This is a genomic window from Lentimicrobiaceae bacterium (assembly GCA_023227965.1).
Classification (GTDB): Bacteria; Bacteroidota; Bacteroidia; order Bacteroidales; family JALOCA01; genus JALOCA01.
In genome coordinates, this window is sequence record JALOCA010000037.1 from 1 (window position 1) to 24,408 (window position 24,408).

21 protein-coding genes and 1 tRNA gene are annotated in these 24,408 nt (G+C 39.6%); 12 read left to right on the top strand and 10 right to left on the bottom strand.

The features are described 5' to 3' along the window. Positions 1–555: 555 nt before the first annotated feature. A complete protein-coding gene (locus M0R21_11160; protein MCK9618378.1) occupies positions 556–2,397 on the bottom strand; it encodes a T9SS type A sorting domain-containing protein in 1,842 nt (613 codons plus the stop codon). Between the two features lie 527 nt (positions 2,398–2,924). On the opposite strand from M0R21_11160, the gene M0R21_11165 reads away from it, so the two are divergent. The 3 genes from M0R21_11165 to M0R21_11175 are packed head-to-tail and all read left to right on the top strand — an operon-like array spanning position 2,925 to position 5,426. After that, a complete protein-coding gene (locus M0R21_11165; protein ID MCK9618379.1) occupies positions 2,925–3,488 on the top strand; it encodes a hypothetical protein in 564 nt (187 codons plus the stop codon). A gap of 51 nt (positions 3,489–3,539) precedes the next feature. Further along, a complete protein-coding gene (locus M0R21_11170; protein ID MCK9618380.1) occupies positions 3,540–4,061 on the top strand; it encodes a lipocalin family protein in 522 nt (173 codons plus the stop codon). 24 nt (positions 4,062–4,085) lie between these two features. After that, the gene (locus tag M0R21_11175; protein MCK9618381.1) at positions 4,086–5,426 is read left to right on the top strand and encodes a PhoH family protein; all 1,341 of its coding nucleotides are present in this window, start codon (positions 4,086–4,088) and stop codon (positions 5,424–5,426) included. A gap of 23 nt (positions 5,427–5,449) precedes the next feature. Here M0R21_11175 and M0R21_11180 read toward each other — a convergent pair whose 3' ends face one another. The 4 genes from M0R21_11180 to M0R21_11195 all read right to left on the bottom strand — a co-directional run bounded on the left by M0R21_11180 (position 5,450) and on the right by M0R21_11195 (position 9,818). Continuing rightward, positions 5,450–6,475 carry a M28 family peptidase gene (locus tag M0R21_11180; GenBank protein MCK9618382.1) on the bottom strand — a complete coding sequence of 342 codons (1,026 nt, stop codon included), beginning with the start codon at positions 6,473–6,475 and terminating at the stop codon, positions 5,450–5,452. Positions 6,476–6,544: 69 nt separating this feature from the next. Next, positions 6,545–7,903 (bottom strand): ATP-binding protein, encoded by a 1,359-nt coding sequence (locus M0R21_11185; GenBank protein ID MCK9618383.1) that lies wholly within the window; start codon positions 7,901–7,903, stop codon positions 6,545–6,547. Next, positions 7,893–9,269, bottom strand: coding sequence for a sigma-54 dependent transcriptional regulator (locus M0R21_11190; GenBank protein MCK9618384.1), 1,377 nt, complete (start codon positions 9,267–9,269; stop codon positions 7,893–7,895). Before M0R21_11190 ends, M0R21_11185 begins: the two co-directional genes overlap by 11 nt. Positions 9,270–9,290: 21 nt before the next feature. Then, positions 9,291–9,818 carry a DUF6141 family protein gene (locus M0R21_11195; protein ID MCK9618385.1) on the bottom strand — a complete coding sequence of 176 codons (528 nt, stop codon included), beginning with the start codon at positions 9,816–9,818 and terminating at the stop codon, positions 9,291–9,293. Positions 9,819–9,940: 122 nt separating this feature from the next. Here M0R21_11195 and M0R21_11200 point away from each other — a divergent pair, with 122 nt between their 5' ends. The 3 genes from M0R21_11200 to M0R21_11210 are packed head-to-tail and all read left to right on the top strand — an operon-like array spanning position 9,941 to position 11,981. Next, entirely contained in the window at positions 9,941–10,192 is a 252-nt protein-coding gene (locus M0R21_11200) for a hypothetical protein (protein MCK9618386.1), read from the top strand. Positions 10,193–10,198: 6 nt separating this feature from the next. Continuing rightward, on the top strand, positions 10,199–11,422 hold the full coding sequence (locus M0R21_11205) for an S-adenosylmethionine:tRNA ribosyltransferase-isomerase (GenBank protein ID MCK9618387.1): 1,224 nt from the start codon (positions 10,199–10,201) through the stop codon (positions 11,420–11,422). 4 nt (positions 11,423–11,426) lie between these two features. Continuing rightward, a complete protein-coding gene (locus tag M0R21_11210; GenBank protein MCK9618388.1) occupies positions 11,427–11,981 on the top strand; it encodes a hypothetical protein in 555 nt (184 codons plus the stop codon). Positions 11,982–12,057: 76 nt separating this feature from the next. On the opposite strand, the gene M0R21_11215 is transcribed toward M0R21_11210, so the two are convergent. Both M0R21_11215 and M0R21_11220 read right to left on the bottom strand, forming a co-directional pair. Continuing rightward, entirely contained in the window at positions 12,058–14,193 is a 2,136-nt protein-coding gene (locus tag M0R21_11215; GenBank protein ID MCK9618389.1) for an elongation factor G, read from the bottom strand. 141 nt (positions 14,194–14,334) lie between these two features. Then, positions 14,335–15,312 (bottom strand): adenosine kinase, encoded by a 978-nt coding sequence (locus M0R21_11220; protein ID MCK9618390.1) that lies wholly within the window; start codon positions 15,310–15,312, stop codon positions 14,335–14,337. 85 nt (positions 15,313–15,397) lie between these two features. On the opposite strand from M0R21_11220, the gene M0R21_11225 reads away from it, so the two are divergent. After that, positions 15,398–15,471 (top strand) — tRNA-Asn (locus M0R21_11225). Positions 15,472–15,749: 278 nt separating this feature from the next. Here M0R21_11225 and M0R21_11230 read toward each other — a convergent pair. Both M0R21_11230 and M0R21_11235 read right to left on the bottom strand, forming a co-directional pair. Then, a complete protein-coding gene (locus tag M0R21_11230; GenBank protein MCK9618391.1) occupies positions 15,750–16,631 on the bottom strand; it encodes a C4-type zinc ribbon domain-containing protein in 882 nt (293 codons plus the stop codon). A gap of 23 nt (positions 16,632–16,654) precedes the next feature. Next, complete coding sequence (locus tag M0R21_11235; GenBank protein ID MCK9618392.1) at positions 16,655–17,749, bottom strand: Nif3-like dinuclear metal center hexameric protein; 1,095 nt, start codon at positions 17,747–17,749, stop codon at positions 16,655–16,657. 111 nt (positions 17,750–17,860) lie between these two features. Here M0R21_11235 and lpxK point away from each other — a divergent pair, with 111 nt between their 5' ends. The 4 genes from lpxK (at position 17,861) to M0R21_11255 (ending at position 21,897) form a co-directional block, all read left to right on the top strand. Then, the gene (gene lpxK, locus M0R21_11240) at positions 17,861–18,940 is read left to right on the top strand and encodes a tetraacyldisaccharide 4'-kinase (protein ID MCK9618393.1); all 1,080 of its coding nucleotides are present in this window, start codon (positions 17,861–17,863) and stop codon (positions 18,938–18,940) included. Next, positions 18,912–19,727, top strand: coding sequence for a purine-nucleoside phosphorylase (locus M0R21_11245; GenBank protein ID MCK9618394.1), 816 nt, complete (start codon positions 18,912–18,914; stop codon positions 19,725–19,727). The genes lpxK and M0R21_11245 overlap by 29 nt, the downstream gene beginning before the upstream one ends. 17 nt (positions 19,728–19,744) lie before the next feature. Then, on the top strand, positions 19,745–20,917 hold the full coding sequence (locus tag M0R21_11250; GenBank protein MCK9618395.1) for an AhpC/TSA family protein: 1,173 nt from the start codon (positions 19,745–19,747) through the stop codon (positions 20,915–20,917). Between the two features lie 191 nt (positions 20,918–21,108). Next, positions 21,109–21,897 (top strand): UDP-2,3-diacylglucosamine diphosphatase, encoded by a 789-nt coding sequence (locus M0R21_11255; GenBank protein MCK9618396.1) that lies wholly within the window; start codon positions 21,109–21,111, stop codon positions 21,895–21,897. Here M0R21_11255 and gap read toward each other — a convergent pair. Continuing rightward, entirely contained in the window at positions 21,855–22,865 is a 1,011-nt protein-coding gene (gap, locus tag M0R21_11260) for a type I glyceraldehyde-3-phosphate dehydrogenase (GenBank protein ID MCK9618397.1), read from the bottom strand. The two genes, M0R21_11255 and gap, sit on opposite strands and share 43 nt — an antisense overlap. Positions 22,866–22,987: 122 nt before the next feature. Here gap and M0R21_11265 point away from each other — a divergent pair, with 122 nt between their 5' ends. Next, a complete protein-coding gene (locus tag M0R21_11265) occupies positions 22,988–24,349 on the top strand; it encodes a dipeptidase (protein MCK9618398.1) in 1,362 nt (453 codons plus the stop codon). The last annotated feature ends 59 nt before the right edge of the window (positions 24,350–24,408 follow it).

A 24,408-nucleotide genomic window follows, 5' to 3' on the forward strand; every position in this document is an offset into this window, starting at 1 on the left:
GGGTTGCAATATTCAGCTTATAATCACCGTCAGGCAAAGTAGCGGGTACTATAAAAGTAAGTTTGGATGGATCGTTTATCAGCAGTGAGGTCTGCGGAATAGTTATTACCTCCGATGTCTGCTGGTTTTATTCGTTTCTGTTCCGCTTGTTGAAGCGTTTAATATTTCCCGTTGCTCTCAGATAATCCGAACTTTCGTTCACTTTAATATTTACTTTCGGCTTATTACTACAAAGCTAAGCCTAATATTTCAATCGTAATAAAAAAGAGGGAAATATTTCCGGATTGAAAAAGCATTGTTTTTATTGGACATTTGTTTTATATTTTTCTGACCCTACCCAACAGGCATTTACCGTACATTCAACCTTACTGCGCCCTCTTCAGAGAATGGATGTCTTATTCTACTAAGAGTGGATGTCTCCCTCTATAGAGAATGGATGTCTCCTTTTTACAACAATAAGAGGCTCAATTATCAGGTGAGCCTCTTATAAATAATTAAAGTGTTACATTTAACAGGTAATCAAATACGGTAGGTACGGGCTTTATCTATTATTGTCTATCTTACAATAATTAATTTTTTTGTTTTTGCTTGATTTCCGGCTTGCAACTGCAGGAAGTAGAATCCAGAAGATAAACCCTGAAGATTTAATGAAAACATATTATTTCCTGCCGAAACGTTCCCTAAATCGAAATATTTTACCGTGTTTCCGTCCGAAGTCAGAATATTATAGCTCAACCTGCATGGGGTTTTCAGATTTACATACAAGGTAGTATTGTCGCTTGCAGGATTAGGGGAAATGGTTTCCGAAGTAAGTGGTAGATTTTGTTCCTCAATTCCGGTTTGTAAATGTGTTGTCATGTATGTAATCCTGTTTTCGCCATAAGGGTCTTCGTCTCCGCTAACAGCTAAACCTGGTTCATCATCAGTTTGAAAATAAAGATGAAGGTCATTATCAAAATTGGCAGCCACTGTTGGATAAACACATTCATCAAACAAGTGAGTGATATCATTGGTAAGATCAACAAAATCTCCCCAAATAGTTCCTCCGACATTTGAGCTACGAGCCAAAACATGGCGGTAGTTTTGTGTTCCGTTGTCGTAACCCTCCATTACAGTTGAAAAAACAAGATATAATTCATTGTAATCACCACAAATCAATTGCGGCATACTGGTAACGGAAAGAGAGTAATTCCCTAAAACATCACTTCCACTTAAAATGTCCCAGGTTCCGTTACCGTTCAAATCGGGTGCCCAGGCAAGAAGCCTTCCATGTGCATAAAGTGAATCAGGGTTCAATCCTTCCAGCCCTGAATAGGCAGGCATGGTTTCGTCCCAGTAACCAATACCATCAACAAATGGAAACCACCATGAGCCTGTTTCATCGGTTACAGCCCTGGTAATGCCAAAAGCAACACGAACCATCCCGTTATTATCTATTACGGGATGCAATGAGCCGTCGGCACAGTAAAAAGTATCAGTAACTGTTCCATTCCACATGGGATAAGGGTGCTCAAAAATAAGGGTCTTGGTCCAGGTATCGCCACCATCGGTTGATTTCAGCAGGAACATGTCAGTCCAGTTACTTCCTACTACAAAGGCAAGTGTGTTTCCGCGGGGTTCAGCCCAGTTGTAAGCATCGGCAGAAAACTTAACATAGTGAGAAGAATCCAATTCGGGTAACAGGCGGTTTGATACTTCCCATGATAATCCATTGTCGCTCGAACGGGAATAAAGCAATGCACCATCCTGTCCGAGGTAAGGCGTCCCTCCGTTAGCTGTAGGGGTTGTCATGGTAAATATATGAATTTTGTCGTGGTTAGTTCCGCTGGTAACCATGCGGGGCCAGAATAAACCAGCTGTTCCTACGGGAGGAGCAAGTTCATTTTCTGTCCAATCGCCTGTTCCTTTGGTTGTACGAGTAACAATGTCGAGGGGCAGGGTAGGTCCTTTGTGCGAAACCACTATTTCGCCTCCTGTACCCAGTGGAGCATAAGTGGGCCAGCCGGTACGTACACTTTCGATGCGTTCTGATGATGTATTCCACTGGACTCCGTCGAAATAGGCATAAGCCGTTCCCCTTTCAGGGAAAGCAGTAGGGGTAGTTCCATACATCCATACCGCACCTATTGTTCCGTCTTCGTGATAATAAATCCGGTTGGCAGTGCTTGCATTGGAAGGCAGGTCGTAATAGGTTATGCCAAGTTCAAATTCTTCATCACTCAATGCGGATTTTACGTAAGGGTTCTGGCTTTTTTTAATTTCAAAAGCTTCCCCTTTAGATGTGCGGGATAGAAGTGCAATTTTTTTCAGTTCTCCCGGAATTTTGGCACGGGAAAATTGTGCCCTGCAATAAAAAGACAGGCACAAAACAATGGTAAAGAGTAAAAGTTTTTTCATCTGTTTTTCATTTGTAAATTATTGGTTAAATAGCCTTCCCCGATTTCTCGGGGGAATAAATATAAAGTATTATTGCCTGTTGGTATAAGTATTATCCTTATGAATAGTTCATTTGTAAAAATTTTTAAATTTAAGGAGTGATACCTGTAGGAAAGGCAGGTAATTTATATATGAAAGATACTTCTTTTTCAACATGTAACGGAGGAGTCCATTTCATGGTTGTATATATTTGGGTAAGAATTGCGATAACATTGCAACAAAAGTAAGAAATTTATATTGAAAAATATTCGATGTTTAGCAGTTTTTTTAATATGGAGTTAGGCGCAAAGAGAAAATGTTGCTATCGGGAACATAACAGAAATTTGTTGTTTTTTACTTTAATAGTTTGGAGTTTAGAATTTAAGAGAAAAGCCCTTCACCCATTACCCGGTACATCTTTTTCCAATGAACCCATTAGCATATTTTTATTTCACCTGTAAAGCATAAAATTTGTAATTTTATATCCTTAATGCTGAAAATAAAAAATTATGAAAAAAACAGTCCATTTGTTTTTGGTTTTACTGTCTGTTATTTTATTTATTTCAAGTTGTGGCATACCGTTCAGCAAAACCCTTCAGAGGCAGTTTGTAGCAGGGAACGACAAAATTAAAGTATATCCTGTGCATATTCTTGCCGGCGGAAAAAGTAGTTATGATACTGTTTACAGCAGAAAGATTCAGGAGTTTCTTATAAAAAGCAATCGTGAAACAATACTTTGCTTTGAAAACCCACCGGTGAACAGGCATTGGTTTATGAATGAAGCAAAAATGTTTAAAAAAAGTTTTAATGTCTTTGCAGAGTTTATTCAAGCCTCGCCCTCCGACGAAAATTATCACCTCCTGGTTGAATTCCTGATGAGTAATTCTGAAAAGCATGTTTTAGCCGTTCATTATTATCTCGTTGAAAAAAAGAGCGGTAAAGCTGTTATGGCTTACATAATTAATAGCCATAATCCTGTTTTCAAAAAGATAAAACCAATGAACAAACAGGATGCTTTCAGGATTTTTTGCGAAGTTTTTACTCAAAAACTTTCAATTGCTGAGAAAAATTGATGTTGGATAAATGTTTTTTTTAATTTTAAGAAAAAAATAAAAAATCTTAATATGAAAAGTATTTGTCTGATTGCTAGTATGATATTTGTTTTTTCGGGTTATGCCCAGCAAACTCCTTTTACTGGGGTAGAAAAAGTTGACCTGCAAAAATATTCAGGAAAATGGTACACAGTAGCTTCTTATCAGGCACATTCTCAGAATAAATGCTTTTGTTCGATGTCTGATTACCGGCTAACTGGAAAAGGAAAAATGAGAATAATAAACAGTTGCCGCAAAGGATCGGTTAATGGGAAAATTAAAACTGCCAAAGGAATGGCATCCCCGGTAAAAGGAAGTAATAATACCAAACTGAAAGTAAAGTTTTGCTGGTTCTTAAAAGCAAATTACTGGATAGTTGCCTTGGACGAAAACTATCAATGGGCTGTGGTATCAGAACCAAAACACAAAGACTTCTGGATACTTTCACGAATTCCGGTTATGGGCAATGATGAATTTCAGCATGTGCTTGAAATCGTGAAAAACAATGGGTTCGATTTGCAAAAGGTAGAAATTGTACCTCAAAGCTGTCGCTGATATCAGTTTAAAAACATTTTAGTTATGACGAAAAAGAAAACAGTAACAGAGGTAAAAAAAATTTTTGTCATTGACACATCAGTGATTTTATACAACCACAATGCCATAAACAGTTTCGAGGACAACGACGTTGCTATTCCCATCACCGTACTCGAGGAACTGGATAATTTTAAAAAGGGTAACGATACCATAAACTTCGAAGCAAGAGAATTTATCCGCATTCTCGATACCTTGTCGGCAAACCGTACACTGCGCACCTGGATACAACTGAAACAGGCGAAGGGCAAGTTTGTAGTGGTAATGAACGAGCAAAGCGATGTGGATGCCCGGCAAATATTCCAGGATAACAAACCCGACCATCGCATACTGAACGCCGCAATGGTGATGGCTCAAAAGTATCCCGACCGGAAAGTAACCCTTGTAACAAAAGACATAAACCTACGACTGAAGGCAAAGTCGCTGAATATAAATGCTGAAGATTTCTTAACCGGGAAAATAAAAGATGTAGAAGATCTGTACTCTGGCAAATCCCTGATAGAAGGGATAGATGGGAGTATCATTGACCAGATTTACAACGAAGGGTATTGCCTTCCCAAGGACTTGGGCTTGAAAAACCTGATTCCTAACCATTACTTTATCTTGAAAAACACCAAAATCTCTGCGCTTACCTTTTTTAATCCCATCAGCAAACGGATCGAAAAAATAGAAAAAAAACCGGCATTCCGTATCAATCCCCGCAATGCCGAACAAGTTTTTGCCCTTCATGCCCTGCTGAACCCGGAAGTGAAGCTGGTTACTCTTCAGGGAATTGCAGGTACCGGGAAAACTCTACTCGCACTTGCTGCTGCATTGGAACAAAAACGGAATTTCAAACAGGTGTATCTTGCCCGCCCTATTGTTCCCCTTAGCAATAAAGATATAGGCTTTTTGCCTGGCGACATCAAATCGAAAATCAATCCATACATGGAACCGCTGTACGACAACCTGAAATTTATCCAAAACCAGTACAACGAGAAGGATAAAGAATATAAAAACATTACAGAGTCGCTCGAAAACGAAAAACTGATGATAACCCCGCTGGCATATATCCGTGGACGCAGTATTTCCAATGTAATTTTTATAGTTGATGAAGCACAGAACCTTACTCCTCACGAAATAAAAACCATCATTACCCGTGCAGGTGAAAACACTAAAATAATTTTTACAGGAGACATTTACCAGATAGATACTCCTTATCTCGACGCCCAAAGTAACGGGCTTTCCGTTATGATTGATAAAATAAAAAACCACCCTATTTATGCCCATATCCGGCTCGAAAAAGGGGAAAGGTCGGAGCTGGCAAACCTTGCCAACGATTTATTGTAGTCTGTATTCAGGAGAAACAGTAACTAATTTTCGTTGTAAATTACCGTAAGCAGGGTTTGTCCCACGGCTTTCAGCGTGGTTTTATCAATGCAGCTAATGTCGTCTTTCTGTGTATGCCAATAGGGAAAAAATCCGCTTTCTGTGTCATTTGTCCGGTGAATAATATCAATTGTAGGAATCTGTATTATTTGATTTATATACAAATGGTCGTCGGTTAAGGCTCCGGTTTCTTCCGGAACAAAATAGGCGCCAAACCCGGCATGGGAAGCCGTTTCCCAAATCCTTTTCATTACGTCGGAGGCATAGTACATGGAAGTTCCTTCAAACGTGAAACGGGCATCGGCAGCTCCTACCATGTCGAGCAGGATACCATAGCGAGCTGAATAACCGACTACATGCGGATTTTTCGCCCAAAATTGTGAGCCGAGGCACCATGTATCTTCACTTTGGTTTTTCTCCCATTCCGGTGCACCATAATCTTCGGCATCGAACAGGATGATATCCACTCCAATTTCAGGAAGTTTTTGGGATAAAATTCTTGCAATTTCTACCAGAACGCCTACCCCGCTGGCTCCGTCGTTGGCACCAATTATCGGTTTATGATGGTTGGCGGCATCAGGGTCATAATCGGCAAAAGGGCGGCTATCCCAATGGGAAGATAAAAATATTCTTGCTTTTTTGTCGGGATTAAAAGATGCGATAATATTGTTGATATTTAAATCTTTTCCATCGAATGTACGAACTTTTCCGGTTTGTACACTTACCTGCGGAGCAAAACGTTTCAGCGTTTTTACCAGCATTTCGGCACATTGTGTGCTTGCCTTGCTTCCCGTTACCCTCGGACCAAAATTGGTTTGTTTCTGTACAAAAAAATAAGCAGTGTCGGCATTAAAAGAAGGCAAGTTGGTAGCCCATTGCTTTTCTGTTGTTTTCTTTGTGTTATCTTCTGTTTTTTTGCATCCTTTACAGGAATAAAAAAATATGGGAAAAGTGAGAAGAAAAATTAGCCCGTTGCTAAAAAAGGATAATTTTTTTATGGATTGTGCCATAGCAGGTATTTTTCGCAAAAGTAAAGAATTAGTACAAGCGAGAATGCGAAAAAACAACGGAACAACAAATCAAAAAGTAAGTGTAAAAATACTGCCTTCGTTGGGTTTCGACTTAACGGTAATGGTGCCTTTATGCAAGTGCATAATCTGCCTCGAAAGGCTTAATCCTATGCCACTTCCTTCTTTTTTTGAAGTAAAAAAAGGCATAAATATTTTGTCTAAAATATCCGGTTTTATGCCATAGCCGTTATCGGCAAAATCAATGGTTACCCTGCCACTGTTATTAGTAGAAGCCACAATAGAAATCATCGGGTGATCCTTGCCTTTCACGGCATCCATAGCATTTAGCAGCAGGTTTATTATTACCTGGTCAATCAGATTGGGGTCGGCTGTTATTTTCAAATCTTCGGGAAATATTTTGTGAATACACTGAATACCCAATTTATCCAATTTCGGTTTCATCAGTAGTTCAGCCCGTTGGCAGGCTTCCTTAATCATGAAATATCTGAAATTGGGTTTGGGAATGCGGGTGAGGTTGCGATAGATTTCCACAAAATTGAGCAATCCCTGACTACGATTTTGAATGGTTGTAAGAGCTTCACAAACGTTTTGCAAATCGTCAGTGTCAAGTTCCTGTAGCCTGATTTTTTCATCATCAGGGTTTTCAAGCACCATTTCCTTTACGGTTGAAGCTAAAGAAGAAATGGGTGTGATAGAATTCATTATTTCGTGGGTAAGCACGCGGATGAGTTTTTGCCAGGAATCTATTTCTTTTTCTTCCAGTTCGGGACTGATATTTTGCAGTGAAATAAGGATAAATTCTTCACCCCGCATCCTGAACTCGGTGGCATAAATAAGTAATTGCACTAATTCGTCGCAACATACGAATTTAACGAGCAATTTTTCGCCGGCTTTCATTCTAAGAAGTATTTCGGGCAAATCCTTTTTAACCGTTTGTAGATCCGTGATGTTTTTAAGGTTGCTTACTCCCAGAAGTTTTTTCACAGAATTGTTAAAAATATCCACTTTTCCGTCTTTACGGTAGGCAATGATGCCTATGCTTACATGCTGAACTACTGTTTGCAGATAGTTATAGTGTTCTTCTTTTTCTGCCCTGTTTTTTCGGAATTCGGTGATTACATCATTAAAAGCGTTGTTTAACTCATTAAAGCTATTTCCTATTTCTTTATCGGCAAATGAGGTGGAAAAATCGGAATGGCGGATACTTTCAAAAAACTGGGTGAGTTTACGGTTAGTACGTTCTACATACCAGATAAGTTCGATAATCTGGAAAACAGCGGTAAGAAGTAAAATAATTCCGGTTACCGTATGGTTTTCACGCTCGAACATGATAAACATGAGGAAAAGGGTTGCCGCCAGCAAAAGCACCCTTGTAACTACGATAAAACGGAATTTTCTATAAACCATATTTTTCAATTCTACGGTACAGCGAAGCACGGGTAAGCCCAAGCTCTTTGGCTGCCTTGCTTATATTTCCTCCATGCTTGTCAATAACTTTACGGATAAGGATTTTTTCTGTTTCTTCGAGATTCATGCTGGCAAAACTGATTTCGCTATTGCCTTCGTCAATGGGTGAAAGAAAAAAGTCTTGTGGTTGAAGAATATGGGTTTCGCTGAGAATTACAGCCCGTTCCACGGCATGTTGCAGCTCGCGGATGTTACCAGGCCAATTGTGTTTTTCGAGGCGTTTGAGTGTGGCAGGATGCAATTTTTTTAATGGGATTTTGTATTTTTTGCAATACTCGTTCAGGTAATGGTCAACCAGAAGGCTAATGTCGTCGGTGCGTTCGCGAAGAGGCGGTAATTGCACTTCCACAGTATTGATGCGATAGAGCAAATCCTGCCTGAATTTGCCTTCTTTCACCATTTGATACAAGGGCATGTTGGTGGCGCAAATCAGTCTTACATCAATAGGAATTTCCTTGTTGGTCCCCAACCGGACTACGGTGCGATTTTGCAAAACGCTAAGCAATTTGGATTGTAGCGGAAGCGACAGATTGCCAATTTCGTCGAGGAAGATGGTGCCTTTGTGGGCTGCTTCAAACCTGCCTGCCCGGTCTTCTTTGGCATCGGTAAATGCTCCTTTTTTAAAGCCGAACAGTTCGCTTTCGAAAAGTGATTCACTGATAGCCCCCAGGTCAACATTCACGAAAATTTCGTTCTTCCTTGCCGAAACCCTGTGTATTGCACGCGCTATCAATTCTTTTCCTGTGCCATTTTCACCAAGTATCAGCACATTGGCTTCCGTACGGGCAACTTTTTCAACGGTAGCCATCACTTTTTGCATGGGCAATGAATTGCCGATAAGTTGGTTAAAGCTTTGGTTTTGGTTGGCAATCAGTACTTTTTGTTTCGACCGCAATTCTTCCAGTTCTTGCTTCGAATGCCGTACTCTGAGGTTGGCTTCGATGGTGGCAAGTAGTTTTTTGTTGTCCCAGGGTTTCAAAATAAAATTGGTGGCTCCTTCTTTTATTCCCTGAACCGCCAGTTCGATATCTCCGTACCCGGTAATAAAAATTACGACTGCAGCAGGATCAATTTCCAGGACTTTATTCAACCAGAAAAATCCTTCTTTCCCACTGGTTGCATCACGCGAAAAATTCATGTCGAGTAGCACAACGTCGTAGTTGTCGTTTTTAAATAATGCAGGAATATTTTCCGGATTTTTTTCAGTATGAACTATGGTAAAATGCTGTTTAAGAAAAAGTTTTGCTGCCAACAACACATCAGCATCGTCGTCAATGATAAGAATTTTAGCTTCAAATTTACCCATTCTTCAAAAATTTTTAGGAATTTATTTTTCTAAATTTTGATTGTGTTCTTCCTCTGCCTTTTCTATGGCTTTAATTAAAGCATAGTCTTGTTGCGTACCAATAAGGAGTTTTTTCCCGTTTTTCAGCACAAGTTGCAGCCCAATGTTTCCCGAAATATTAAGTGCTCTGCCTTTCCCAAATTTGCTATACCGGAAGCCCCAGCCACCATATTCTCTTATGGGATGGTATTTTCGGATTTCACGCGATTCGATTTCATCCCATGTTATTTTTTTTATTTTAGTATGGAAAGGGAAAAAACGGTAATAGATACCGTCGCTGTATATTTCGGTAATCAGTCGGGTTTGACTAAAAAAAATGATCATCAGCAGGGGGACCGCACCCGAAACAGCAAGCGCCCAATCGGGAGCCGGTTGGTTGCCAAAAGGTTTTCCCAACACAAATTGCTGAAACATTCCGTAAATAAAAATCAGAATTACAGCGAAAAGGATAATCCATACCCACCACTGACGGAATCGCTGTTCTTCATGAAAAAATACTTTTTCCTGCATTTTATAAAAATTTTAATGGGCTAAAATACATAATTTTGTTCGTTAGTGGACGCTGGCAATATTTTTTTTACCGTTACCGTTATTTTTGAATAACTTTGTTTGCACATAGTCCGTATAGTTGCATGTTGAGAAAAGAGGATTTCCAGTCGTTGAACGCAGAACGACAGTTACAACTGCTGTTTGAGGCAGGTAATGAATTGCTTACGCGAGGTTATAGATATTACAACATTAAACTCTTTGTTCTTTCTGGTTTTTTTGTGGAAGTTTGGTACCACCAAAAAAACAATACGGTGGATAAAATTTTACTTCCGGATACCGACGATGTAATTACCCTTTACGAAAATCAGATTGATATAAACACTATTTTCAGATAACTTCCGATGCATCACATTGATAGCCTAATAATAAATGACTTTTCTTACGACCTGCCCGAAGAAAAAATTGCCCGCTTTCCACTTGCAAACCGGGATGCTTCCAAATTGCTTATTTACAACAAAGGTAACATCAGCGAAAATATTTTTTCCAATATCGGTAGCTACCTGCCCCCGGAAAGCCTCGTCGTATTCAACAATACGAGGGTAATTAATGCCCGGATGGAATTCCATAGAAAAACCGGAGCCCGAATTGAGATTTTTTGCCTCGAGCCCATTGCTCCTTTTACCGAGATGCAAAAGGCTTTCGGACACAAAAAACAGGTAACATGGAAATGCCTCGTAGGAAATGCCCGTCGCTGGAACGATACAACGGTGGAAAAAACAATTACTGTCAACGGAAGCAGGGTTACACTTACCGCCCGCAAACTGGAACAGCGAGACGACAGCTTTGTGGTTCAGTTTGAATGGACACCTGAACATTTTACCTTTTCGGAAATAGTGGAACAGTTTGGCATTATCCCATTGCCTCCTTATCTGCACCGGAAAGCCGATAAAAATGATGAAATCCGCTATCAAACCATTTACGCAAGTGTAAATGGCTCGGTAGCTGCACCTACCGCCGGATTGCATTTTACTGGTAAAGTGCTCGGCAAATTACAGGCACGGAATATTTTTACCGAAAACCTTACCCTGCATGTTGGAGCTGGTACTTTTAAACCGGTTAGTTCGCAACGTATATCTGACCATCAGATGCATACCGAGCAAATAATTATCACCATAAATACCTTGCGGAATCTTATCGCCTCTTCGGGAAAAATAATATCCGTAGGTACTACCTCTCTACGAACATTGGAAAGCCTGTATTGGTACGGGTTGAAAATCACTAAAAACCCAGGGAAGGTATTGCCTTTTGCTATAATGCAATGGGAGCCTTACGAAAATTTGCCCGACCCGGATATTTCTTATGAAACTGCCTTAAAAGCCATTGAAAACAGCATGACCGAACGAAATGCCGATACGCTTTACGGAAGCACACAGCTTATGATTATTCCGGGCTATCGTATCCGGTCGTCCCAAATACTGATAACGAACTTTCATCAGCCACAAAGCACACTGCTTCTTCTTATTGCGGCTTTTATCGGCAACGATTGGGAAAAGGCATATGCGTATGCTCTGGAAAATAATTTCCGGTTTTTAAGTTACGGCGACAGTTGTCTTTTTATCCGGTAAAGAAATGATTTTCATAATTACAGGCGAGCAGGGGGAAGGTAAAACCACTTTTTTGCAACAAGTAACGGGTATATTAACCCGTTATGGAATAGCTGTTTCGGGAATATGGGCAGAAGGAAGCTGGAAAAATTCCCTGCGGGATAGCTTTACGGTGGTAAATGTAACAACTGCTGAAAAAATGTTGCTTTGCAACAGGGAAAAAGAAGATGGCGACTATGCTTTCCGGAAATTTTATTTCAAAAAAAACGCCTTGCTATTTGGGCAAAAAGTCCTTGCAGAAACAAAATTTTCTCAACTTGTGATTATTGACGAAGTAGGCGGACTGGAACTGGGAGGCAACGGTTGGGCGGTAAGTATTGCTGAATTACTGAAAACAGGTAAACCCATGCTTTGGACGGTACGTAAATCCCTGGTTAATGAAATTATTACTGCATTTTTTTGTGGCGAATACTGTATCTTTCCTTGTGGTGAATTTTCGCCTGAACAGGTGGCTTATAAAATTCTTTCCTTTTTCCCGGAAAAAATTCAGGCAGGGAAGGGTTTGACCGGAAATTTTTAGGGGAAAGATCAAATTAAAAAAAAGAGTGTTACAACCTGTGGTCAACACTCTTTTTTCGAAAGGATAAAAAAAGTGATTATTCCTCTTCGTTTTCCTGTTCTTCGTATGCTTTCAGCAGGGCGGTTTGTACATCGGGAGGTACCTGAGCATACTCGGCAAATTTCATACCGTAGGTTGCCCGTCCGCTGGTCATTGAACTGATAGCAGTAGAATAACGGTTCATTTCAGCCAGGGGAACTTTTGCTTTTATCTTCTGATAGTTTCCTTCACTGTCCATTCCCATGATGATGGCACGACGTCCCTGGAGGTCGGTCATAATATCGCCCATTTTATCTTCGGGAACAATTACTTCTACATCGTAAATGGGTTCAAGAATTTTGGGACCTGCATTTTTAAACGCTTCTCTAAAGGCATTACGACCTGCCAGTTTGAAGGAAATTTCATTGGAATCAACGGGGTGCATTTTACCATCGTAAATATACACGGCAATATCGCGGGCGTAAGAACCGGTAAGAGGTCCTTCTTCCATTTTTTCCATGATTCCTTTCAAAATAGCTGGCATAAAACGTGCATCAATGGCGCCACCGACGATACAGTTGTGGAACATCAGCTTACCACCCCAGGGCATAATTTCTTCCTGCTGCCCTCTTACCGGAAATTCGGTAGGATGCACCATGTTTTCGCTCCAAGGTTGGATAAGCATGTGTACTTCGCCAAACTGACCAGCTCCACCAGATTGTTTTTTATGGCGGTACATGGATTTTGCCATTTTGGTAATGGTTTCGCGGTAAGGAATCTTGGGTGCGAAATATTCTATTTCAATTTTGTTGATTTTTTCGATATGCCATTTGGCAATGTTCAGGTGCATTTCACCCTGCCCCTGCAGGATAAGTTGTTTCAGTTCTTTCGAATAGCCTGGTAACAAGGTAGGGTCTACCTTGTTCATGTCGTTAAGAATGCCACCTAATTTTTCATCTTCGGATGAGTTTTTGGCTTTAACGGCTACACGATATTTAGGTTCGGGATACACGATAGGTTCGATAATATCATCTGCATTTTTTACCGAGTTTAAAGTATTGTTGGTAAACGTGCTCTTCAGTTTAATGGTGGCAGCAATATCACCGGCAACTACTTTTTCTACTTTTTCCCGGTTTTTCCCGTTAAAAGCAAAGAGTTGGGTGATGCGTTCCTTGCTGTTACGATTGGCATTAATCATATCCATGCCTTCGGTAATTTCACCGGCAAATACTTTAAAGAAAGATATTTCGCCGAGGTGCGATTCGATAGAAGTTTTAAAAACAAATGCCGATGCGGGGTCGGTAAGGCTACAGCTAAGGGCTTTGCCTTCGGTGGTTTTAATCGCAGGCATTTCGTTGGCTGAAGGCAGGCTTGAAGAAATAAATTCAAGAAGGCGGTTTATGCCGAAATTCAGTTTTGAGGAAATACAGAAAACAGGAAAAATTCCGCGTTTGATGATACCGAGTTTTAACCCTTTTTGGATTTCTTCTTCGGTAAGGGTTCCATTTTCAAAAAATAATTCCATCAGGGCGTCGTCGTTACCGGCTGCATTTTCAATAAGAGTATTGTGCAGTTCTTCTGCTTTTGCTTTTTCCGAATCGGGGATATCAGTAATTTCAGGTTTTCCGCCCCCTTCAGGAAATTTGTACATTTTCATCTGGAGCAGGTCTATCACGGAGTTAAAGCCATGTCCCGCATGCAAAGGATATTGAGTCAGTGTAATATTATTACCAAACTGGGCTTTAAGTTCACGCATTACTTCCTCGAAATTGGCTTTTTCGTGTTCAAGCTGGTTAACGACAAAAATTACAGGGGTATGGCTTTTAAGAGCATGCCTCCAGGTAATTTCTGTACCCACTTCCACGCCATTTTGTGCATTTACAACCATAACGGCAGTATCAGCTACTTTTAAAGCGGCGACTACTTCGCCAATAAAATCGTCGAAACCCGGGTTATCAATGATATTGATTTTTTTGCCTGCAAATTCTGTATATAAAATACTTGAATAAACTGAATTCTGACGTTCAAGTTCAATTTCGCGGTAATCGGAAACCGTATTTTTGTCTTCTACTGAGCCACGTCGGGTTATCATGCCCCCTTCAAGCAACATGGCTTCCGCAAGAGTGGTTTTTCCCGATTTTGCACCGCCGATCAGTGCAATGTTTTTAACTTCATTTGTTTGATATACCTTCATTTTTACTTATTTATAATTGAATGAAAACCTATGAAAAAGGGCTGCAAATGTATAAAAATTATGTTAGTAAAAAAATCTGAACAAATAAGTTTCTGAAATTTGCGAAATTAACAATTCGGTTCACGAAAAACACCGAGGGGATTACCTTGCGTTTTTGATACTGTTATGCACTTTTTGCCAGGCAGCATTATTGAGTTTGGCGCCAATAAGTTCTATTACCTTGCCAGCCAGTAATGAGCCGATTGCCCCACAGTTGTCGGGTGGTAATTGTTTTGTTAAACCGTAAATAAATCCGGAAGCATACAAGTCGCCGGCACCGGTAGTATCTATGCTGTTTGCGGTAACAGGCTGAATAGTATATAATTCATCGTTTTGTTTTACAAGCGACCCAGAAGCTCCGGTTTTCACTATGGCAATATCGCACATATTGGCAAGTAAATGTATGGCTTCTTCCGGAGCATTGCCAGTAAAGGCACGGGCTTCTTCTTCATTAGCAAAAATAATGTTTACATATTTATTTATAATTGCATCTAAAAACTCTATATTTTGTTCCACTACATTATAGCTGGCGAGATCAAGCGAAACCATGAGTCCGTTTTCGTGGGCTAATTGTACTGCTTTTTGTATCAGTTTGCGGTTTTGAACAAGATACCCCTCGATGTGCAAAAAATCGTAACCGGCAAAAATATCCGGGTGGAGATCGTCAGCAGAGAGTTCAATAGCGGAACCAAGATAAGTAGCAAATGTTCGTTCTGAATCGGGGCTGATAAATACTATGGCACATCCGGTTTCGCTTTTTCCCTGAAAAAGTATCGGACGAATTCCATTTTTTCGCATGTCGTCGGCAAAAAAGCGCCCAAAATCGTCCTGACCGGTTTTCCCAATAAAACTGGTTTCCACGCCCATATTTGCCAAACCGTGAATGGTATTGGCTGCTGAACCGCCCGAAGAGATTTCTTTTTTTAAGGCAATGGTTTGAGAATTAATCCTGCCGGATAAGTCAGCATCTACTAATTGCATACTTCCTTTTTTCAGATTAAAATGGTTGAGTAGTTGATCAGATTCGAGCCGGGTCATAATGTCAACTAGCGCATTGCCAATGCCTAATACTTTTTTCATGCTTTTACAGATTTCGATAGAAAAATTTTTGCAAAGATATTGTTTATAATAAAAGAATATGTAATTTTGCCCCGCTTTTGAAAAATCCTCCTTAGCTCAGTTGGTTAGAGCATCTGACTGTTAATCAGAGGGTCGCTGGTTCAAGTCCAGCAGGGGGAGCAAAAACCAAGCCGCAAATTTGACGTTGCGGCTTTTTTTGTTATGTATTATTTGTGTATTTTTTATTTTTAAAATTCCAACCTGCATTATATAGGTCATGTTAACGATATTGAAAAAGGTTAACTGAGTATAGCTTTTCTCAAAAAATACATTTACTTCCAAACATCGTCCCTGAAAAGTGTTTGCTTTGTTTGAATGTGGGCAAAAAAGAAAATTGTTTGAAAAAAAGGCTACCTTCATATTACAAGCAGCCGTTTCTTTATCGGGCTTATTTTATGTTAATTGTTATTTTCAATAAAGTGTGAGTCTACCAAAATACGTCCGCAGTATTCACAAACAATGATTTTGCGATGCATACGAATATCCAACTGACGCTGAGGGGGAATTTTACTGAAACAGCCGCCGCAGGCATCTCTTTCCACACTTACCACCGCAAGCCCGTTACGCATATTCTTACGGATACGTTTGTAGGCAGTAAGCAGGCGTTCTTCAATAAATTTTTGATTTTCTTCTGACTGTTTAACCAACGACAGTTCTTCTTTTTCGGTTTCGGTGATAATGTCGTTTAATTCAGCTTTTTTAATAGCAAGGTCATTTTTACGCTCTTCAAGTATTTTTCGTGCTTCTTCAATTTCTTGTTTTTTTTGCTGAAGACTAAACGAGAACTCACGGATACGCTTCTCTGAAAGCTGTATTTCAAGGTTCTGAAATTCAATTTCTTTGGTAAGAGAATCGTATTCACGGTTGTTTCTTACGTTCATTTGCTGTTCTTCGTATTTTTTAATGAGCGTATTACTGTCTTTTATGGCTAATTCCTTTTCATTTATTGTTTTCTCAAACATTTCCATCTCCTGAGCATGGTTTTCAATGCGAGTTTCCAGCCCGGCAATTTCGTCTTCAAGATCTTCCACTTCAAGTGGAAGTTCGCCACGGATAATTCTGATTTTATCAATCTTAGAATCTATTTGCTGAAGGTGATACAATGCATGCAATTTTTTTTCAATGGTTATTTCTATATTTTCATCACCGGAGGCATTTCTGGCAACAGCCAGAATATCAACGTCTGGAAGGGCTTCTTCAACAGGATTGATCACTTGAGGGTCTTTTGATTTTTCCGGAATATCTTGTGTTTTGTTGCTTTTTAAAAGTACTTTTGCCATAAAATTTGTTTTATGTAATTATTTTACAAATAGTTAACGGGGTTAGTTTCTGTAGTTGAAATTCGGACTGCAAAGGTAGAATTTTTTTTATTAAGTAGGTTAAATAATAATTCTTTAGCAAATTGTTCACTTTCAAAATGACCTATATCGGCAATTACGATCCGCTTTTCTGACTGTTGAAAATCGTGATATTTGATATCTCCGGAAATAAATACGTCTGCATCTGCAGCAATAGCTTCTTTTATTAAAAAACTTCCCGAGCCCCCACATACTGCAACTTTTTTAACGGGCTTATTTAATAATTCAGAATGACGGATCATACCTGTTTTTACGATGTTTTTAACTTTCATTAAAAAGTCATACTCTTTTTCATCATATTCTGTTTCTCCAATCATGCCTGCTCCTGCTAATGACAATGCATTGGCAAGAGGGACAATGTCGTAGGCTACTTCTTCGTATGGATGATTTTGTATCAATGCTTTCAGCAAGCGGTTTTCGATAAACTCAGGATAAATTACTTCAATCTTAATCTCTTTTTCTTCATGTATCTGATTTACTTCACCTACAAAAGGATTGGCAGATTCGTTGGCACGAAAAGTACCCCATCCTGCCGAATTAAAACTACAGGCATCATAGTTTCCAATATTTCCTGCCCCGGCATCAAAAAGTGCTTTGCGAACTTGATTTGCATTCATTTCGGGGCAAAATGTAATTAACTTGCGAAGAATGTTTTTTTTAGGAGAAAGTATCCGGGTATTTTTCAAACCTAATTTTTTACAAAGTATTTGATTTACGCCTCCGGAAACGTTGTCAAGATTAGTATGCGCGGCATAAACGGCAATATTGTGAATTAGTGCTTTTTGTACTATTTTCTCTGTTGGAGTTTCTCCGTTAAATTTTTTCAATCCTGAGAAAATTAATGGATGGTGTGAAATAATAAGATCGCAGTTTTCCGCTATTGCTTCCTCTATTACAGCCTCTGTAACATCAATGCATATAAGAACATGGTTTACATTTTTCCCGATGTTTCCTATTATCAGTCCGGAATTGTCGTAATGCTCCTGTAGGGATAAAGGGGCAATATTTTCGATTTCTTTACAAATTTCTGAAAGTTTCATGATAGAAAATTAGATAAAACGGTATAATACAAACGAATAATGTATATTCTCTTACATTTTACAAAATAAAATAAAATTTGCAGTAAATTAAAATACAAATAATGAAAACTATTGTATTTTTATAACGTGGATTTTCTGGGTTTCATACTCCTTCCTTTCTCTTTACTATATGGATTAGTTATAGTGCTGAGAAACAAATTATTCGATTGGAAAATTTTACCTTCGGAACGATTTTCCTTACCAGTAATTTGCGTGGGAAACCTTAGTGCCGGAGGCACCGGAAAAACTCCACATGTTGAATATTTAATCCGTTTATTAGATAAACAATGTACTATTGCCACTCTCAGCCGGGGATATGGACGAAAAACCCGTGGTTTTGTTTTTGCTGATCCGGATTCGACAGCTACATCTATTGGAGATGAACCAATGCAATATGTAAATAAATTTTCAGCGATTACAGTGGCGGTACATGAAAAAAGAAGGGAAGGAATACGGATGCTGTTGCAAAAGAAACCCGAAACCAACCTGGTTTTGCTTGATGACGCTATGCAGCACAGGTATGTAACTCCAGGATTAACCATTTTGCTTACCGATTACCGCCATTTATATGTAAACGATTACCTGTTGCCCTCTGGCAGGCTCCGTGAACCGATTAAAGGTGCAAGTCGTGCTGATATAATTATTGTTACAAAAACTCCTAAAATTTTTTCACCTATTACACGCAGGTCAATTTCCGAAAAACTTTCTCCTAAACCTTGGCAAAACTTATTTTTTTCATACATACGCTACGGGGAGCTTGTTCCGTTCCATTCTACGGAAATACAGCCCATGCAAAAGAAATACGGAACCATAGTCTTATTTGCCGGTATAGCCAATTGTTATCCGTTGCAGGAATATCTTAAAAATCTTTGTGAAGAGCTTATTACCTTGCAATTCAGCGATCATCACTGCTATTCTCCTAAAGAAATGGAGCAAATCAAGGTTTGTTACCATGAGGTCTTTTCAAAATCTAAAATCATAGTTACCACTGAAAAAGATGCTATGCGCTTAAAAAATACCTCTTTGGAAGAAATAATTGTAAATTTGCCCGTTTTTTATCTTCCTATAGAAGTTGCGTTCCACAAGGAGGATAAGGAGATTTTTGAAGAGAAAGTAAAAGATTATGTTAGAAAAGATCAACACCACTTGTAATTTTATCCGTCAGCATATTTCTCGAATTCCCGAAACGGGTATCATACTCGGAACCGGTCTGGGGGAATTAGTAAACGAAATTCATGTCGAAACTATATTGAAATATAGTGAAATACCTAACTTCCCTGTGTCAACGGTAGAAGGACATTCGGGACAATTGGTTTTTGGTACCCTCAGCGGAAAACCTGTTGTAGCCATGCAGGGCAGATTTCATTATTATGAAGGATATTCAATGCAACAAATTACGTTTCCGGTAAGGGTGATGAAGATGTTGGGCATCCGCCTTTTGATAGCTTCCAATGCTACCGGAGGGGTAAATCCTTCTTTTCATATAGGTGATATTATGCTAATTACCGACCACATCAATCTAATGGGCGATAATCCACTCATGGGTATCAATATCCCCGAGCTTGGAACCCGTTTTCCCGATATGAGCGAAACGTATGATTTGCAGTTGGTTGAAAAAGCCGAAAAAATTGCCAGAAAGCACAATCTTCCTATCCAAAAAGGAGTGCTGGCTGCAGTAAGTGGTCCCTGTTTCGAAACCCCTGCAGAATACCGTTACCTGCGTACCATAGGTGCCGATGCAGTGGGCATGTCGGTAATTCCTGAAGCTATTGCAGCTAAACATATGAATCTCCGTTTTTTTGCTCTTTCGGTGATTTCAGATCTGGGAGTAGAAGGGAAAATTACGGAAGTATCACACCAGGAAGTACAGGAAGCTGCCGCAAAAGTGGAACCCGCTTTGACCTTTCTTATTAAAAAATTGCTTGAAGTTGTTGTATAATAATTAAATAATTAAATATGAAACTTATAAAATGGTCAGTTATAGTATTGTTTTTTCCCCTTTTTTTCTTTTCCTGTAACGGGAAAAAAGCAGGCTCTGACGAGGTAATTGTCAAAGGGAAACTTAGCAATGCTCAGGAGGGGCTTTTGCTGATAGAAGAACTTACCCCCCGCAATATGAAAGTAATTGACTCATGTTATATAGAAAAAGATGGGTCTTTTCTTCTTTCTTTTAAGCCTAAAGAAAGTGGATTTTATGTGATTCATCATAAGGAAGAAGATTATATTACATTGGTTCTTAACAAAGGAGAAACTGTTGAAATAACTGCTGATGCCAAGCAACTCAATACATCCTATACCCTGAAAGGTTCCAAAGGCTCGGAGATATTATGGGAATATTATACCCGCACACATAAAAACTACCAAAGAGTAGATTCTTTAACGGAAGTATTTAAAAAAAGCCAGGGGAAACCGGATTTTGCTACCATCCGAAACCAGCTTGATTCTACTTTTGCCGTAATTTTCAAGGAACAACAGGATTTTACCCGGCTACTGATCGAAAAAAATACAAATTCGTTAGCTTCGCTTATCCTTATCAACCAACGTTTTGGTCCTCATTCACTATTTACTGAAGAAGAAGATTTTGCATTATTTGAAAAATTAGATAAAGGATTATCTTCCACATTCCCCGAAAATAAAAACACCCTCGACCATCACCAGCGTGTAAGTGAATACAAACAAAAACAAGCAGAACAGAAATTTGCAGCAGAGAAAATTGCCATAGGCGCTACGGTTCCTGACATTACTCTGCCCAGTCCTGACGGAAAAAATATAAAACTGAGCTCTTTAAGGGGAAAAGTAGTGCTCCTCGACTTTTGGGCTGGATGGTGCGCTCCCTGCCGGCAAGAAAATGCTAACCTGGTAAAAGTTTATAAAAAATTTAAAAACAAAGGATTCGAAATTTATGGAGTATCATTAGACAAAACTAAAGATATTTGGACGGGTGCCATTAAAGTGGATGGAATAACATGGACACAGGTGAGCGACCTAAAATTTTGGGGAAGCCCGGTAGTGCAACTCTTTGGCATAACTGCCATTCCGGCTTCCTTTCTGATTGACAAGCAAGGAAAAATCATTGCCAAGAACCTCAGGGGAAAAGAACTGGAAGATAAACTCAATACGCTTTTTTAATTAAAAAGAGCTATTACTTAGAAATTAAGGGTACTTAGATATGGTTACAAAAACTAATTTTTAACTGCAAAAATATTACAAAACAATTAACGCCGTTAGTTACTGAAAAATTTATAAATTTACCTGAAGAATAAAATCATCAGCGTAACTTAGTGTCCTCAGTATCTTGGGGGTTATAAAATGATAAAGTATTGGACAAAAAAATATATTTCGTTTCCGACTTTCACTTTGGTATCCCAACCCGCGACAGCAGCCTGCAACGGGAAAAACTTTTTGTAAGCTGGCTGGATGAAGTGAAAAAAGATGCTTCTGCTATCTACCTGATGGGTGATATTTTTGATTTTTGGTTCGAATATAAAACTGTGGTACCCAAAGGTTTTGTTCGCCTGCTTGGTAAGCTTGCCGAAATAACCGATGCAGGCATCCCGGTACATCTGTTTCGCGGCAACCACGACGTTTGGGCTTTTAAGTATCTGCAAAAAGAAGTTGGCATCCAGCTTCACAGGGAACCGGAAATCCATGATTTTAACGGGAAAATATTTTATCTGGCACATGGCGACGGATTGGGTCCCGGCGACAATGGCTACAAATTCCTTAAAAAGGTTTTTGAACTAAAATTAAACCAATGGCTTTTCCGCTGGATACATCCCGAATGGGGAACCCGTCTGGGGTTGTATTTTTCAAGACGAAGCCGCATTGCCAATATCATCAAAGAAGGGAAAAAAGAAAATACCAATGGCTTTGAAAATGAAATGCTTTATCATTATGCCAAAGGTATTTCCCAAAATAACCCTACGATAGATTATTTCATTTTTGGCCACCGCCATCTGCCTGTAATCAAACCGTTAAACGAAAAAACGCAGATAGTGGTGCTTGGTGACTGGATTACCAATTTTACCTTTGCCGTTTTTGATGGCAGGGAAGTAAGTCTGCAATTTTATACAAATTTTTCTACCAGTTCCACCAAACGGGACGAATAACCCGTTTCGTTGTCGTACCAGGCAACTATTTTTACCAGTTTGTTATCTTTTCCCAAAACTGCAGTTAGCCCTGCATCAAAGATTGCCGAATGGGTATTGCCAACAATATCTATAGAAACAATCGGATCTTCTGTGTATTGCATAATACCCTTCAGGTACCCTCCGGCAGCTTCCTTAAATGCGGCATTAATTTCTTCGATGGTGGTAGCTTTTTTCAAAGTGCAAGTCAAGTCTGTGAGCGAACCATCAGGGACCGGAACACGGATACCACAACCGCCCAGATCGTTTTTCAGATGCGGAAAAATTTTGGTTGCTGCCTTAGCAGCTCCGGTAGTGGTAGGGATAATGGAATAAGCCGCAGCCCTTGCCCGGCGAAGGTCTTTGTGCGGTGCATCCAGCAGGTTCTGATCGCGGGTGTAAGAATGCACGGTGGTGATAAACCCTTCGGCTATACCCCAGCAGTCGTCCAAAACCTTAATCATTGGAGCCACGCAGTTGGTGGTGCAGGAAGAATTGGAAATGATGCGATCATTTTTATCTATAATCTCGTCGTTGATACCCAGTACCACATATTTTACGTCGTCCTGGTCAGCTTTGGCTGGAGCCGAAATAATCACTTTTTTTGCCCCGGCAATCAGATGCTTCGAGGCATTTTCTTTGTCCACAAATTTTCCAGTGGACTCCAGTACTACATCAATATCCAAATCTTTCCATGGAAGTTTTTCAGGATTTTCCTCCGACAGAATCTTGATTTTTTTGTTATTTACCAGTAAATAACCATTTTTCACAAGTACTTCTCCGTTGAACAACCCATGAACCGAATCGTATTTTAAAAGGTGAGCAAGGGTTTCGGTATCGGTAAGATCATTTATTGCAACAACTTCTATATTGTTATTCTGAAGCAGCTTCCGGAAAGTTACCCGGCCTATGCGGCCAAATCCATTAATAGCAAGACGAATATTTTTCATTGTCTCTTTTTTAAAATTTGCTGGCAAAATTAGAAAATTGCATCTTGCAATAACCAGATTTATTAATAACCTTTGCCGCCGTTATTTTTTTGTTACTCATTATTTTTCATATAATTATTATTATGAATGCAGTTATCAATTACTTACGTGAAAACAAAGAACAGTACCTTCAGGGCTTGTTTGATTATATCCGGATTCCTTCCATCAGTTCGCTTCCTGAACGCAGAGAAGATATGTATCGGACTGCTAATTTTTTAAAGCAATGGCTGCTAAAAGCCGGGGCAGATAAGGCAGAAGTTTATCCAACGAAAGGAAACCCGGTTGCCTATGCCGAAAAAATTATTGATCCAGCTAAGCCTACCGTACTTATTTACGGCCATTATGATGTTATGCCAGTGGATCCGTTGAGTTTATGGGAAACTGAGCCTTTTGAACCGGTAATTCGGGATAGGAAAATTTTTGCACGTGGTGCCGACGACGACAAAGGACAAGTTTTTATTCAGCTTGCTGTTTTTGATGCAATGGTAAAAACTGGTTTTCTACCGTGTAACGTAAAATTTATGATAGAGGGGGAAGAAGAGATTGGTTCTCCTTCGCTGAGTCTGTTTTGTGAAGAAAACAAAGAAATGCTGAAAGCAGATATTTTTCTGATTTCCGATACAGCAATGATTTCCAAAGACGTTTCTTCCATTACTGTGGGATTACGTGGTTTATGTTACATGGAGGTGGAAGTTACCGGCCCTGACCACGACCTGCATTCGGGTCTGTTTGGCGGTGCGGTAGCCAATCCGGCCAACGAGCTTGCCAAAATAATTGCCAAGCTTACCGATGAAAAAAATCGTATCTGTATTCCGGGATTTTACGACGATGTGTTGGAAGTAAGCAAAGAAGAACGTGCAGAAATGGCAAAAGCACCCTTCAATCTGGAGAAATACAAAAAGCAACTAGATATTAATGAAGTGTGTGGCGAAGAAGGTTATACTACGCCGGAAAGAACCGGTATCCGGCCAACGCTGGATGTAAATGGTATATGGGGTGGTTACATTGGCGAAGGAAGTAAAACCGTGTTACCATCTAAGGCTACGGCAAAAATCTCCATGCGATTGGTTCCCAACCAGGATTACGAAAAAATTGCAGTTTTATTCGAAAAATATATCCGGGAAATCACTCCACCTTACGTAAAAGTAAAAGTTACCGCCATGCACGGAGGCTATCCTTATGTTTCTCCGATTGATATTCCGGCATACAAAGCAGCAGTAAAAGCCATTGAAAAAACCTTTGGTGTGTTACCTGTACCTTTCCACAGTGGAGGAAGCATCCCTATCGTCAGCACTTTTGAGAAAGTGATTGGTGTAAAATCCATTTTAATGGGATTTGGTTTAGAAACCGACGCCACCCATTCGCCCAACGAAAATTTTGATCTGGATATCTTTTATAAGGGAATGGAAACGGTAGCCTGGTTTTACCATTATTTTACTGAATAAAATAATGTTTTAAAATTTTATACAAGCAAAAAAGGCAGAAATCACTCCCTGCCTTTTTT

What these genes read in the sequence shown, in the direction of transcription:
- M0R21_11205 (MCK9618387.1), top strand. Translation starts at nt 10,199, where the DNA reads ATGCATCACATTGATAGCCTAATAATAAATGACTTTTCTTACGACCTG.
- M0R21_11190 (MCK9618384.1), bottom strand. Translation starts at nt 9,269, where the DNA reads ATGGGTAAATTTGAAGCTAAAATTCTTATCATTGACGACGATGCTGAT.
- M0R21_11165 (MCK9618379.1), top strand. Translation starts at nt 2,925, where the DNA reads ATGAAAAAAACAGTCCATTTGTTTTTGGTTTTACTGTCTGTTATTTTA.
- M0R21_11215 (MCK9618389.1), bottom strand. Translation starts at nt 14,193, where the DNA reads ATGAAGGTATATCAAACAAATGAAGTTAAAAACATTGCACTGATCGGC.
- M0R21_11250 (MCK9618395.1), top strand. Translation starts at nt 19,745, where the DNA reads ATGAAACTTATAAAATGGTCAGTTATAGTATTGTTTTTTCCCCTTTTT.
- M0R21_11220 (MCK9618390.1), bottom strand. Translation starts at nt 15,312, where the DNA reads ATGAAAAAAGTATTAGGCATTGGCAATGCGCTAGTTGACATTATGACC.
- M0R21_11180 (MCK9618382.1), bottom strand. Translation starts at nt 6,475, where the DNA reads ATGGCACAATCCATAAAAAAATTATCCTTTTTTAGCAACGGGCTAATT.
- M0R21_11245 (MCK9618394.1), top strand. Translation starts at nt 18,912, where the DNA reads ATGTTAGAAAAGATCAACACCACTTGTAATTTTATCCGTCAGCATATT.
- M0R21_11210 (MCK9618388.1), top strand. Translation starts at nt 11,427, where the DNA reads ATGATTTTCATAATTACAGGCGAGCAGGGGGAAGGTAAAACCACTTTT.
- M0R21_11185 (MCK9618383.1), bottom strand. Translation starts at nt 7,903, where the DNA reads ATGGTTTATAGAAAATTCCGTTTTATCGTAGTTACAAGGGTGCTTTTG.
- gap (MCK9618397.1), bottom strand. Translation starts at nt 22,865, where the DNA reads ATGAAAAATATTCGTCTTGCTATTAATGGATTTGGCCGCATAGGCCGG.
- M0R21_11160 (MCK9618378.1), bottom strand. Translation starts at nt 2,397, where the DNA reads ATGAAAAAACTTTTACTCTTTACCATTGTTTTGTGCCTGTCTTTTTAT.
- M0R21_11265 (MCK9618398.1), top strand. Translation starts at nt 22,988, where the DNA reads ATGAATGCAGTTATCAATTACTTACGTGAAAACAAAGAACAGTACCTT.
- M0R21_11230 (MCK9618391.1), bottom strand. Translation starts at nt 16,631, where the DNA reads ATGGCAAAAGTACTTTTAAAAAGCAACAAAACACAAGATATTCCGGAA.
- M0R21_11235 (MCK9618392.1), bottom strand. Translation starts at nt 17,749, where the DNA reads ATGAAACTTTCAGAAATTTGTAAAGAAATCGAAAATATTGCCCCTTTA.
- M0R21_11175 (MCK9618381.1), top strand. Translation starts at nt 4,086, where the DNA reads ATGACGAAAAAGAAAACAGTAACAGAGGTAAAAAAAATTTTTGTCATT.
- M0R21_11170 (MCK9618380.1), top strand. Translation starts at nt 3,540, where the DNA reads ATGAAAAGTATTTGTCTGATTGCTAGTATGATATTTGTTTTTTCGGGT.
- M0R21_11195 (MCK9618385.1), bottom strand. Translation starts at nt 9,818, where the DNA reads ATGCAGGAAAAAGTATTTTTTCATGAAGAACAGCGATTCCGTCAGTGG.
- M0R21_11200 (MCK9618386.1), top strand. Translation starts at nt 9,941, where the DNA reads ATGTTGAGAAAAGAGGATTTCCAGTCGTTGAACGCAGAACGACAGTTA.